General features: G+C 67.3%; 12 protein-coding genes. 9 read left to right on the top strand and 3 right to left on the bottom strand.

What is annotated here, in order from left to right:
• From AC1DOP_RS11765 to AC1DOP_RS11755, 3 genes are read left to right on the top strand one after another with little or no spacing between them, the layout of a single operon-like run.
• Positions 1-621, top strand: coding sequence for an NUDIX hydrolase (locus tag AC1DOP_RS11765; protein WP_477251267.1), 621 nt, complete (start codon positions 1-3; stop codon positions 619-621).
• Between the two features lie 34 nt (positions 622-655).
• Complete coding sequence (gene xth, locus AC1DOP_RS11760; RefSeq protein WP_477251516.1) at positions 656-1,432, top strand: exodeoxyribonuclease III; 777 nt, start codon at positions 656-658, stop codon at positions 1,430-1,432.
• Between the two features lie 8 nt (positions 1,433-1,440).
• Entirely contained in the window at positions 1,441-1,812 is a 372-nt protein-coding gene (locus tag AC1DOP_RS11755) for a DUF7668 domain-containing protein (protein ID WP_477251265.1), read from the top strand.
• 10 nt (positions 1,813-1,822) lie between these two features.
• On the opposite strand, the gene AC1DOP_RS11750 is transcribed toward AC1DOP_RS11755, so the two are convergent.
• Entirely contained in the window at positions 1,823-2,218 is a 396-nt protein-coding gene (locus AC1DOP_RS11750) for a YybH family protein (protein WP_477251263.1), read from the bottom strand.
• Positions 2,219-2,399: 181 nt separating this feature from the next.
• Positions 2,400-3,023 carry a TetR/AcrR family transcriptional regulator gene (locus AC1DOP_RS11745; RefSeq protein ID WP_442121483.1) on the bottom strand — a complete coding sequence of 208 codons (624 nt, stop codon included), beginning with the start codon at positions 3,021-3,023 and terminating at the stop codon, positions 2,400-2,402.
• A gap of 93 nt (positions 3,024-3,116) precedes the next feature.
• Here AC1DOP_RS11745 and AC1DOP_RS11740 point away from each other — a divergent pair, with 93 nt between their 5' ends.
• From AC1DOP_RS11740 to AC1DOP_RS11725, 4 genes are read left to right on the top strand one after another with little or no spacing between them, the layout of a single operon-like run.
• Positions 3,117-4,595 (top strand): flavin-containing monooxygenase, encoded by a 1,479-nt coding sequence (locus tag AC1DOP_RS11740; protein ID WP_477251261.1) that lies wholly within the window; start codon positions 3,117-3,119, stop codon positions 4,593-4,595.
• On the top strand, positions 4,592-5,401 hold the full coding sequence (locus tag AC1DOP_RS11735; RefSeq protein WP_477251259.1) for an SDR family NAD(P)-dependent oxidoreductase: 810 nt from the start codon (positions 4,592-4,594) through the stop codon (positions 5,399-5,401). The genes AC1DOP_RS11740 and AC1DOP_RS11735 overlap by 4 nt, the downstream gene beginning before the upstream one ends.
• The gene (locus tag AC1DOP_RS11730; protein ID WP_477251258.1) at positions 5,398-6,381 is read left to right on the top strand and encodes an alpha/beta fold hydrolase; all 984 of its coding nucleotides are present in this window, start codon (positions 5,398-5,400) and stop codon (positions 6,379-6,381) included. Before AC1DOP_RS11735 ends, AC1DOP_RS11730 begins: the two co-directional genes overlap by 4 nt.
• A gap of 4 nt (positions 6,382-6,385) precedes the next feature.
• Complete coding sequence (locus AC1DOP_RS11725; RefSeq protein ID WP_477251257.1) at positions 6,386-6,832, top strand: N-acetyltransferase family protein; 447 nt, start codon at positions 6,386-6,388, stop codon at positions 6,830-6,832.
• Here the strand turns inward: AC1DOP_RS11725 and AC1DOP_RS11720 are convergent.
• The gene (locus tag AC1DOP_RS11720; RefSeq protein WP_442121488.1) at positions 6,822-10,043 is read right to left on the bottom strand and encodes a PAS domain S-box protein; all 3,222 of its coding nucleotides are present in this window, start codon (positions 10,041-10,043) and stop codon (positions 6,822-6,824) included. The genes AC1DOP_RS11725 and AC1DOP_RS11720 overlap by 11 nt on opposite strands.
• Before the next feature lie 130 nt (positions 10,044-10,173).
• On the opposite strand from AC1DOP_RS11720, the gene AC1DOP_RS11715 reads away from it, so the two are divergent.
• Positions 10,174-11,319 carry an SMP-30/gluconolactonase/LRE family protein gene (locus AC1DOP_RS11715; protein WP_442121489.1) on the top strand — a complete coding sequence of 382 codons (1,146 nt, stop codon included), beginning with the start codon at positions 10,174-10,176 and terminating at the stop codon, positions 11,317-11,319.
• Positions 11,320-11,530: 211 nt separating this feature from the next.
• Positions 11,531-12,763, top strand: a complete 1,233-nt coding sequence (locus AC1DOP_RS11710; RefSeq protein WP_477251256.1) for a thiamine pyrophosphate-dependent enzyme — start codon at positions 11,531-11,533, stop codon at positions 12,761-12,763.
• Positions 12,764-12,768: the final 5 nt, after the last annotated feature.

The following is a 12,768-nucleotide window of genomic DNA, read 5'->3' as shown; positions in this document are numbered from 1 at the left end:
ATGGAAAACGAATGGCTGACGTATGCCAAGCGCCTGCAGGCTTCGGCGCTGACCGGCCTGGCATACGCCAAAGGGGAATACGACATCGAACGCTATCGGGAAATCAAGGAGATAGCCGATGCCATGTTGTCGAAGCTGTTCATGGCACCGACTACGCAGATCGCTGCGCTTGCGCCAGGCTCCAGGACCTATGTGACCCCGATGAACGACGTCCGCGGTGCCGTGATCGAAGATGACCGGATTCTGCTGGTTCGGGAAAGGGTCTCGGGCTTGTGGACTCTGCCAGGCGGATTCGCCGATGTCGGGCTCTCCGCCGCGGAGAATGTCGTCAAGGAGATCGCGGAAGAAGCATGCATCGATGTCGTCGCAAAGCAGCTCTACAGCGTCAGGCACAAGGCCAAGGGGCCGTTCAAGCCCGATGCCCGCGAGTTCTACAAATTCTATTTCCTTTGCGAGCGTACCGGCGACGCAGTCCCCAGGCCCGGCCCCGAAGTGTCGGACGCCGCATTCTTCCCGCTGGACCGCCTGCCCAGGCTGTGCAAGGATAGAATCGTCGAGGAGGACATCGAGCGGGCATTCGCGCACTATCGTAGCCCTGGCCAAAGCACATTGTTCGATTAAAACAACCACATGGATACGGACCATGAAGCGAAGAATGAGAGTGGCGACCTTCAACGTCAACGGCATCAACAGCCGCCTGCCCGCCCTGCTGCAATGGCTGGAAGAGACCCGGCCTGACGTCGCCTGCCTGCAGGAGCTGAAGGCGCCGCAGGAAAAGTTCCCGGAAATGGAGATCCGTGCCGCCGGCTATCATCCGATCTGGCACGGCCAGAAAAGCTGGAACGGCGTCGCCATCCTCGCGCGCGATACGGAACCGCAGGAAATCGGGCGCGCCCTGCCGGGCGACCCGGAGGACGAGCAGAGCCGCTACATCGAAGCGGCGGTGAACGGCATCCTGATCGGCTGCCTGTATCTCCCGAACGGCAATCCGGCGCCGGGTCCGAAGTTCGACTACAAGCTGCGCTGGTTCGAACGCCTGCATGCGCGCGCCCAGGAATTGATCGACACCGGCGCGCCGGTGATCCTGTGCGGCGACTACAACGTGATGCCGACCGAACTCGATGTCTACAAGCCCGAGCGCTGGCTCGACGACGCCCTGTTCCGCCCCGAGACCCGCGCCGCCTACCGCAAGCTGCTCGACCAGGGCTGGACGGATGCCCTGCGCACCATGCATCCGGACGAAGTGATCTACACCTTCTGGGATTACTTCCGCGATGCCTACGGCCGCAACGCCGGCCTGCGCATCGACCACCTGCTGCTCAGCCCGGCGCTCGCGCCGACGCTGAAAGCGGCCGGCGTCGACCGTGACGTGCGCGGGCGCGAGAAACCGAGCGACCACGCGCCGACCTGGGTGGAACTGGACTGGCCATGAGCGAAGACATGAGCGCAGACCTGAGCGAAGACCAGCAAACGCCGGTGCCGGCCATCTGGCGGCCAACCCTCGCCGCCATTGTCGACGCCTTCCGCGAGGGCGACTTCGAACTGGCGCGCGGCATCCCCGAGGTCAGCCCCCTGTCGCCGGAGGACGCGCAGATCACCGCCGATAACATCGAGGATTATGGCGCGACCCTGGTCAGCCTGCCCGACGAAGCCTGGGAGACCTCGGTCTCCCAGTGGATGGACGGCTACTGGCATGTACTGGTCGACCTGTACACCGAGGCCGAAGGCGCCAGCGACCTGGTGCTCGATGTGCGGGTACGCGAGCATGGCGCAGGCTACCTGTTCGAAGTCCACCTGGTGTACGTGCCGTGAGCGCCGGCCGCTAGGCGTCCAGCAGCGCCGTCCCGTAGGAATTATCGATCGCGCACAGCCAGCGCCCGTCCGCGCCGCGCCTGAACACATAGGTGGCGCGGCGGTTCGCGTGCACCTGCGTCCCGTCCGCGTCCATGTAATCGAGGGTCGATTCCATGATCACCAGCGCGCTGTCGCCGGCCTCCAGCACCTCCATCCTGCCCTGGCCCACGCGCAGGGTATGGCGGACGATTTCCGCGATCTTCACGAAGGCCGCGCGAATGCCGTCCTTGCCGGCCACGTTCAGTCCGGGCTTGACGACCAGGACGGCGTCGTCGGTATAGAAATCCATGAGCGCGTCGAAATCCTCGGCGGTGATGGCGCGGTCGGCGGACTGGATGAGTGCTTGCAGCGGATGCGGTGCCATAGGTGAGTCTCCTTGAAGTGAATGCGCGGAGACAGGCACTGGACAACCCGCCTCCAGGCGGGTTGCGATGATTGACAAGCGCTAACCCACCATCGAGGGAATGGCGGGAATAATGATGGCCAGGGTGGCGGATGCGCTCTTCATGCCTTCAGGCTAACAGCGAATCCAGGGCCGTGCAAGCTCAGGGCGCGGGCCTGGGCCTGGCGTCGACCATCACCAGGCGCATCGCGCTGTCGGTGACGCTGTCGATGTCCGGGCTGTAGTCGTCCTCGATCCAGCGCAGCGCGATGTGGATCACGCCGCCCACCACGCCGGCCTGCAGCAGCGGGTCGGCGCCTTCCGCTTCGGGTCCGGCGATGCGGCCGACTTCCTCGCCGATCGCGCGCAGCGATGCATCGAAGGCCTTGTCGACGGCACGGCTGACGCCACGGATTTCGACCAGGAACACGCGCGCCGAGCGCGGATCCCTTTGCAGGGCCGTGAAGTAGGCGCGCAGCATGGCGCGCGCGCGCCCGGTGCGGACCGGCCCCGCTTCTTCGGCGGCCTTGCGGATCTCGCCGAACACGGAATACGTCACTGCGTTGTACGACGCGATCAGCAGGTCCTCGCTGTTGGCGAAGGATTCGTAGAAGTAGCGTTCCGTCAGGCCTGCCGCTTCGCAGACCGCCTTCACCGTGGCCTGGCGGTAGCCGCGCTCTCCGTACACTTCGATGGCGGCGGCGATCAACTGGCTGCGGCGCTGGGCGCGGCGCTCGTCTTGCGACATGCCGCGGTAGGGACGCGCTGGGAGAGTTTCTCGAGACATCCCTCTATTCTGGCATAGAACATTGCAAAATTGTTGTCAGACATAAACTGACAATGTACAGTGTCAGTACCAAGAACCAGAACAAGAGACACCATGCCCCAAGCTTCCACTGCGGGCGGCGAGATCCTGGACGTGCTGATCGTCGGCGCCGGCCTCTCCGGCATCGGCGCCGCCCGGTACCTGCAGCAGCGCTGCCCGGACAAGCGCTACGCGATCCTCGAGGCGCGCGCTGCCATCGGCGGCACCTGGGACCTGTTCCGCTATCCCGGCGTGCGCTCCGACTCGGACATGTACACCCTCGGTTACGGCTTCCAGCCATGGACCGCGGGCAAGGCGATCGCCGACGGCCCCTCGATCCGCGGCTACATCCGCGACACCGCGCGCGACAACGGCATCGACCGCCACATCCGCTTCCGGCACAAGGTGGTCGCGGCCGCATGGTCGAGCGCGGACGCCTGCTGGACCATCGAAGCCGACCACGACGGCACCCCTGGCACGATCCGCACCCGCTTCCTCTACATGTGCAGCGGCTACTACAGCTACGAGGAAGCCTACCGTCCCGCCTTCGAGGACGAGGACCTCTACCTCGGCCGCATCGTGCATCCGCAGTTCTGGCCGCAGGACCTCGACTACGCCGGCAAGCAGGTCGTGGTGGTCGGCAGCGGCGCCACCGCCGTGACCCTGGTGCCGGCGATGGCCGGCGCGGCGGCCCACGTGACCATGCTGCAGCGTTCCCCGAGCTATGTGGTGACCCGGCCCTCCGAATACGGCTTCGCGCAGCGCTTCCGCAAGTGGATGCCGGAACGGGCCGCCTACTGGGCCACGCGCTGGCGCGTGATTCTTGAATCCATGCTGCTGTACCGCCTGGCGCGCAGCAAGCCGGATCTGGCCAGGCAGAAGATCGTGGCGATGGCGCGCCACCAGCTCGGCAAGGATTTCGACGTCGCCACCCACTTCACGCCCGATTACAAACCCTGGGACCAGCGCGTCTGCGTGGTGCCGGACGGCGACATGTTCAAGGCCATCCGCAAGGGCCAGGCCTCGGTCGTCACGGACCACATCGAGCGCTTCACCGAAACCGGCATCCTGCTGAAGTCCGGCAAGGAGCTGGCGGCCGACGTGGTGGTGCTGGCGACCGGCCTGAAGATCAAGGTGCTGGGCGGCGTCGCCGTCACCGTCGACGGCAAGCCCTTCCACGCCGGCGAATCGATGTCCTACAAGGGCATGATGCTGAGCGAGCTGCCGAACTGCGTGATGACCTTCGGCTATACGAACGCGTCCTGGACCCTGAAGGCCGACCTCACCGCCGCCTATGTGTGCCGGCTGCTGCGCTACATGGACCGCAAGGGCGTTGCCATCGCGGTGCCGCGCCGCGAAGCCGGGGTCGAGCCCGAACCCTTCCTGAACTTCACCTCGGGCTATGTGCAGCGCGCCAAAGGCGAATTGCCGCAGCAGGGCTCGCGCCGCCCCTGGCAGGTCTACCAGAACTACCTGCAGGACATGATCACCATCCGCTACGGCCGCATCGCCGACGGCGTCATGCATTTTGGAGCGAAAGGAGTACTGCCTTGAAGCTGAAAAACCGGGTTGCCCTGATCACGGGCGCGGGCGGCGGCATCGGCCGCGCCACCGCGCTGGCGATGGCCAGGCGCGGCTGCCACCTGGCGCTGGCCGACATCGACCATGAGAGCGTCGCCGAAACTGCGCATCTGGCCCAGGGATTCGGCGTACGCGCCACCGCCCACCGCCTCGACGTCGCCGACCGCGAGGCCGTGCGCGCCTTTCCCGACGAGGTCCGGGCCGCGCACCGCAAGCTCGACATCCTGATGAACAATGCCGGCGTGGCCCTGGGCGGCACCTTCGAGCAGGTCAGCGAGGCCGATTTCGACTGGCTGCTGGAGATTAACTTCCAAGGCGTGGTCAGGATGACGCGCGCCTTCCTGCCGCTGCTGCATGGCTCGGACGATGCCCGCATCGTCAATGTCTCCAGCATCTACGGCATCATCACACCGCCCGGCCAGGCCGCCTACTCGGCCAGCAAGTTCGCGGTGCGCGGCTTCTCCAACGTGCTGCGCCACGAACTCGAAGGCAGCACGGTCGCCGTCTCCGTCGTGCATCCGGGCGGCGTCGCCACCTCGATTGCGAGGAATGCGCGGATCCCTCACGGCGCCCCGCAGGACGAGGTCGAGCGCGGGCGCAAGACCATGGAAAAGCTGCTGCGCATGCCGCCCGAACAGGCCGGCGAGATCATCGTGCGCGGCATCGAGAAGCGCCAGGCCCGCATCCTGGTCGGCAGCGACGCCAAGGCCGCCGCCCTCCTCGAACGCCTGGCTCCGGTCGGCTACTGGAAGCTCCTGAAGAAAGCGATCAAGCGATGACTACCCTCCTGACCGTCGCCGGCTTCCTGCTTGGCGCGCTAGTGGTGCTGGCCGCCATCCTGGTCCTGTTCAGCGCCTGGACGGCGCGCAAGGTGCAGTCCGTGCTGCCGCCCAAGGGACGCTTCGTCGACGTACCCGGCGCACGCCTGCACATCCGTGAATTCGGCGAAGCGCGCGCAGGCGAACCGGCCATCCTGATGATCCACGGCCTGGCCGGGCAGCTCTCGCACTACACCTATGGCGTGGTCGGCCGGTTGGCCGCGCATCACCGCATCGTGGTGGTCGACCGCCCCGGCTCCGGCTATTCGACCCGCGCGCCGGACACCTCCGCCGACCTTTCGGCCCAGGCCGCATCGATGGCGGCCCTGATCCGCACCCTGGGTCCCGGCCAGGCCTTCGTGGTGGGCCACTCGCTGGGCGGCGCGGTCGCGCTGACGCTGGCGCTCGAACATCCGCGGCAGGTGGCGGGACTGGCCCTGCTGGCGCCGCTGACCCATATGCGCGACGACGTGCCGCCGGTGTTCAAGGGCCTGGCGATCGAGTCGCCCTTTGTGCGCAAGCTGGTGGCCTGGACGCTGGCGATTCCGGCCTCCGTCAAGAACAGCGCCGCCACGCTGGAAGCCGTGTTCGGGCCGGAAGCGGTGCCGCGCGATTTCGCGACCAAGGGCGGCGGCCTGCTCTCGCTGCGTCCTTCCGCCTTCCTGTCCGCCTCGGCCGACATGCAGGCCCTGCCGGCGCACCTGCCGCTGGTACAGGCGCGTTACGAGGAATTGCGGTTGCCCGTACACGTCCTGTACGGGAAGGACGACCGCATCCTCGACTGGAAGGCGAACGGTCAGGCGCTGGTGGACAAGGTGCCGGGTGCGAAGCTGGAGCTGGTCGAGGGCGGCCATATGCTGCCGGTGACGCAGGCGGCCCTGAGTGCGCGCTTCATCGAAGAAGCGCTCAGCGCTGCCGGCGCCGGCGCCGGAGTACAATAATCGGATGACCACGATCCGCCCAGCCCTCGCCGCCGACGCCCCGCTCGTCGCTCCCCTGTTCGATGCCTACCGCCAGTTCTACGGCAAGCCGGCCGAGCCCGACGTCGCCCTGCGCTTCGTGTCCGAGCGCCTGGCGAACGCGGACTCGGCGATTTTCCTGGCGCTCGGCGACGATGGCGAGCCGCTCGGCTTCACCCAGCTCTACCCGTCCTTCTCCTCGGTGTCCGCGGGCCGCATCTATATCCTGAACGACCTGTTCGTGGCGCCGCAAGGCCGCGGCAAGGGCATCGGCCGCGCCCTGCTCGACGCCGCAGCCGCCTTCGGCCGCGAACAGGGCGCCCTGCGCCTGGCGCTGTCGACCGCGCGCACCAATACCACCGCCCAGGGCTTGTACGAGTCGCAGGGCTGGGTACGCGACGAATCTTTCTACGAGTACTCGCTCAAGCTGTAACAGCCACGTTGGTCAGCACTGCCGCCAGCGCCATCAGGTCGTAGGGCTTGCGCAGCACCACCGCATCCGGCCAGTTGCTGACCTCGCCCTTGCCGGTCGCGAACACGATCCGGATCCCCGGCGCCAGCACGCGCGCCTCGGCCGCCAGCATGTCGCCGGACATGCCCGGCAGCTGGACGTCGGTGATCAGCACGCCGGATTCGTTCGAGATCAGCGCCAGCGCATCCTCCGCGGTAGCGGCCGAGCGCACCTCGTGGCCGAGGTGGATCAGCAGGGCTTCGGTACTGTCGCGGATTTCCTCTTCGTCCTCCACCAGCACGATGCGCAGCGCCGGGCCCACCGTACTCTCGTCGGCACGCGGGCGCAGCGGCGCCGGTCCGCCCAGCGCGCGGCTGCGCTGGTTGGCCAGCACCTGGCGGATCCGGCGGGCCAGGCTTTCGCGGGTGTAGGGCTTACCGAGCAGCTCGACCCCAGGATCGAGGCGCCCGCCGTGGACGATCGCGCTTTCCGTATAGCCCGACGTGAACAGCACCGCCAGGTTGGGCAGGCGCTCGCGCGCCATGCGCGCCAGTTCCGGACTGCGCAGGGTGCCGGGCATGACCACGTCGGTGAACAGCACGTCGATCGGCACCCCGGATTCCACCACCGCCAGCGCGCTGGCGGCATCGGCCGCCTTCAGTACGCGATATCCGAGGTCGGTCAGCATCTCGACCACCGTGGTGCGCACGGCTTCGTCGTCTTCCGCCACCAGGATGGTCTCGGTGCCGCCGACGGGCGGCGAGGGCTCGACCGGCGGCGCCATCGCGTCCTCGGCGGCCAGGGTGCGCGGCAGGTAGATCTTGACCGTGGTGCCCTGCCCCGGCTCGCTGTAGATCTTCACGTGGCCGCCGGACTGCTTGACGAAGCCGTACACCATCGACAGGCCGAGGCCGGTGCCCTTGCCCTCTTCCTTGGTCGAGAAGAAAGGCTCGAAGGCCTGGCGCAGCACCTCCGGCGTCATGCCGGCGCCGGTGTCGGTCACGCCGATCATCACGTACTGGCCGGGCGCGACGTCGGCATGGTTGCGGCAGTACAGGTCGTCGAGCACCGCATTGTTCGCCTCGATGGTGAGCCGGCCGGCCCCGTTCATCGCATCGCGCGCATTGATGGCCAGGTTCAGCACCGCATTTTCCACCTGGGCGACGTCGACCGCGGTATTCCACAGGCCGCCCGAGATCACCAGCTCGACCTCGATTTCCTCGCCCAGCGACCGGCGCAGCATGTCTTCCATGCTCATCACGACGCGGCTGATCTTGACCACGCGCGGCTCCAGCGGCTGGCGGCGGCCGAAGGCGAGCAGATAGCTGGCCAACTTGGCGCCCTTCTCGACCGCCGAGCGGGCATTGCCGATCCAGCGCAGGGCTTCGCCGCCCTCGCACTGCACCTCGAGCAGCTGCAGGTTGCCGGAAATGATCTGCAGCAGATTGTTGAAGTCGTGGGCCACGCCGCCGGTGAGCTTGCCGATGGTCTCCATCTTCTGCGACTGCTGCAAGGCCAGCTCGGTGCGGCGGATCTGCTCGGCCTGTTCGCGGTCGGCCGTGATGTCGCGTCCGATCGCGTGGATGTAGACGGTGTCCGGCGCGGCCGACCACGACAGCAGGCACCAGCTGCCGTCCTTGCGGCGCAAGCGGTTCTCGAACTTGTACACGTGATGGCCTTTGCCCAGCGAATCCATCTGCGTCGTCGTGGCGGCCTGGTCTTCCGGGTGCACCAGATCGAGGAAGTTGCGGCCGACGACGTCGGCATCGCTCCAGCCCAGCAGCGAGCCGAAAGCCGGGCTGACCGCTTCGACCCGTCCGTCGAAACCGGCCACCAGCATGATGTCCTTCGACAGCCGCCACATGCGGTCGCGCTCGGCGGTGCGCAGGGACACCGTCTGCTCCAGGCTGGCGTTCAGGTGTTCGAGGCGCTGCTCGCCCCGCTTGCGGTCCTCGATGTCGGTATTGGTGCCGACCCAGCCGCTGACTTCGCCGTCCGCACCGCGCTGGGCGACCGCGCGCGACAGGTGCCAGCGGTAGCTGCCGTCCTGCGCGCGCAGGCGCATCTCGGCCTCGTAGGTCGAGCCGGAAGCGACCGCGATCGCCCAACGCGTGGTCACCTGGGCCAGGTCGTCCGGATCCACGATGGCGGTCCAGCCTATGCCGCCGAGTTCGTCCAGCCCCAGGCCGCTGTAGGCATAGGCGTGCTGGTTGAACCAGTCGTTCTTGCCGTCCGCGGTCGCGCTCCAGACCTGGTGCGGGATCGCCTGCGCAAAACTGTGGAACTTCGCCTCGCTTTCCCTCAGCGCCTGTTCGGCCAGCACCCGCTCGGTGACGTCGTGGCCCTGCACGAACACGCCGGTGACGTTGCCGCCTTCGTCGCGCATCGGCTGGTAGACGAAGTCGAGGTAGTACAGGCAGCGCTGGTGGCCGTCCTCGGCCAGCCATATCGGCGCGGCATGGGCCGTGTGCGGCTCGCCGCTGTGGTAGACCCGGTCGAGCACCCCCACCAGGCCCTGCGGCACCGTCTCCGGCAGCGCCAGGCGCAGCGGACGGCCGAGCACCGGGCGTCCGCCAATCAGCGCGCTGTAGGAGGCGTTGACGAGGGCGAAGACGTGGTCGGGTCCGGTCAACTGGGCGACGAAGCCGGGCGCCTGCTGGAAGATCGCGCGCAGGCGGCTGTGTTCCGCGCTCAGGCCGGCCTCGGCCATGACCTTGGCGGTGGTTTCGGTCACCACCGCCAGCACGCCGATCGCCTCGCCATCCTCGCCGGTGACCGGCGAATAGTCGAGGTCGAACCAGCATTCCGGCGGCTTGCCCTTACGCTCCAGACTCAATGGATGGTCGCGGTAGGACAGCGTGCCGCCCGCCAGCACCACCTCGAGCACATTGGCATTGAAGGCCGCGGCTTCCGGCCAGGCCTCGGCCACCCTGGCGCCGAAGATGGCCGGATGGCGCGCGGCGGACAACCCCGCATAGCCCTCGTTGTAGATCAGGACGCCCTCGCGTCCCCACAGGGTGGCGATCGGCACCGGCGAGCGCAGCACCAGTTCGAGCGTGGTGCGCATCGCAGCCGGCCAGCGGTCGACCGGCCCGAGGCTGGTCGCGCTCCAGTCGGCATCGTCGATCAGCTGTCCGAGGAGTCCACCGTTGCTGCCGAAGGTCCTGGCCGGGGCCGCGTCGCGCATCGCCATGTTGTCAATAAGTCCAGGAAATTGTGAAGTCAGCGATTGTAAGGGGTTTCACCTTTCTATGGAACACAGTTCACCTGAAGTAATATCAGGAGCGATACCAAATTTATAACGATGACACGATGGAGGCCGTATGCGACGCCGTCTTGCCGGTGCTGCCGCGCTGTTGCTGATTGCCCTGGGCGGCTGTCTGAGCCGCAAGCCGCTGGCGGTCGATCCGGTGGCCTGGGAAGCGCCGCCGAACCCCGGCTACACCGGTGTGTACGCAGCCAACCGCCGGCTCACCGGCCTCCGGACCATCGGCCTCGATGGCGCCATCGGTCCCGAACACATCGCTCTCGGGCCCGAGGGCCTCCTGTATACGGGGGTCGAGGGCGGCAGCGTGCTGCGCATGCGGCCGGACGGCGGCGGCCTCGAAGTGTGGGCCCAGACCGGCGGCCGGGTGCTGGGTTTCGATTTCGATGCCGATGGGCGGATGATCGCCGCCGACGCGTATCGCGGCCTGGTGGCGATCGCCGCGGCGCCGCCCCATCACGTGACGGTGCTCGCCGACCGCTTGCCGGATGGCGATCCGATCCGCTTTCCGGACGCGGTGACGCTGGCGCGTGACGGCAGGGTCTACTTCACCGACGCCAGCCGGCGCTTCTCGCCGGCCGAGAATGGCGGCCCCTTCGAGGCCAGCGTCCTCGATTACCTCGAACACCGGCCGACCGGCCGCGTGCTGGTCTATCAGCCAGGCGGCAAGGTCGAAGTGGTGGCCGACGGCCTGTCCTTCGCCAACGGCATCGTCCTGTCGCGCAACGAGCGCTCCCTGTTCGTGGCCGAGAGCGGCGCCTACCGGGTCTGGCGCATCGATGCGGATGCCCGCGGCCTCGACCTCACCCGCGCTCCCGGCGCCCAGGCCCGTGTCATCCTCGCCGATCTGCCGGGCTTCCCGGACAACCTGATGCGCGGCATGGACGGCCGCATCTGGCTGGGCCTGGCGAAGCCGCGCACCGCCTCCGGCGACGTGGCGGCCGCCCATCCCTTCATGCGCAAGCTGGCCTTGCGCCTGCCGCGCTCCTTGTGGCCGGTGCCGCCCGCCTACGGCCATGTACTTGCCTTTACCGAGGATGGCCGGGTGGTCGCCGACCTGCAGGACCCGACCGGTGCCTATCCGGACACGACCGGCGTGCTGGAAACCGCGGACCGCCTGTACATCCAGAGCGTGCACGCGGGCGGCATCGGCTGGCTGCCGAAATCCCGCGCCGGCCTCGCCGAACGGTCCAATCAGCGCTGAGCAGTGCCGCGCACGCTTGCCGCAATCGGCATGGCTTCGCTGCGCCGCGTGCTAGTGTCTTGACCTGATCCCGCGGGCAGCCGCGATCTTTCCAGGCGCTATCCGTGCTGCAAAGCAGCAGAAAAATATTCTCGCAAAACATGCGTGCGCGGTCTTGCCGCAATTAATATGTTTTCTGCTGCACACACCTTTACCGAGGGGAAAGCGAACTATGAGCCAGAGTCAACCTCTGTCGCTGCACGTCCCGGAGCCTACCGGCCGCCCGGGTTGCAAGACTGATTTTTCGTATCTTGGAATTAATCCCGCGGGCATCGTCCCGCGTCCGCCCGTCGACGTGCGCTACCAGGACACCGCGGAGATCGCCTCCAGCCTGATCCGCGTGCTGGACGACAACGACGACGCCGTCGGCCCCTGGGTCCCGGCGCTGGACCAGGAGACCCTCCTGTCCGGCTTGCGCACCATGATGAAGACCCGTATCTTCGACGCCCGCATGGTCATCGGCCAGCGCCAGAAGAAGATGTCCTTCTACATGACCTCGCTCGGCGAGGAGGCCATCGGCACCGCCCACGCGCTGGCCCTGAAGGATGGCGACATGTGTTTCCCGACCTATCGCCAGCAAAGCCTGCTGATGGCGCGCAAGTACCCGATGGTCGACATGATCTGCCAGCTGCTGTCGAACGAGCGCGACCCGCTGAAGGGCCGCCAGCTGCCGGTGATGTACTCGTCCAGGAAAGATGGCTTCTTCACGATTTCCGGCAACCTCGCCACCCAGATTCCGCAGGCGGTCGGCTGGGCCATGGCCTCCGCCATCAAGGGCGACACGAAAATCGCCTCCGGCTGGATCGGCGACGGCGCCACCGCCGAAAGCGACTTCCACACCGGCCTCACCTTTGCCCACGTCTACCGCGCCCCGGTGATCCTGAACGTGGTCAATAACCAGTGGGCCATCTCGACTTTCCAGGCCATCGCCGGCGGCGAGAGCGTCACCTTCGCTTCCCGCGGCGTCGGCGCCGGCATCGCCTCGCTGCGCGTCGACGGCAACGACTTCCTGGCCGTGTACGCGGCCTCCTGCTGGGCCGCCGAACGCGCCAGGAGCAACCTGGGGCCGACCCTGATCGAATGGGTCACCTACCGCGCCGGCCCGCACTCGACCTCCGACGACCCCTCGCGCTACCGTCCGGCCGACGAATGGACCTATTTCCCGCTGGGCGACCCGATCGGCCGCCTGCGGCGCCACCTGGTCAAGAAGGGCTGGTGGTCGGACGCCCAGCACGAGGCCTTGCAGTCCGAGCTGGAAGCCGAAGTCCTGGCCGCGCAGAAGGAAGCCGAGCAATCCGGCACGCTGATCGATGGCCGCGTGCCGAGCGCCGCATCGATGTTCGAGGACGTCTACAAGGACATGCCCGAACACCTGCGCCGCCAACGCCAACAACTGGGGGTGTGAAGTGA

This window comes from Massilia sp. 01N410 (assembly GCF_056399665.1).
This window is presented reverse-complemented; position numbering and strand designations above follow the sequence as displayed.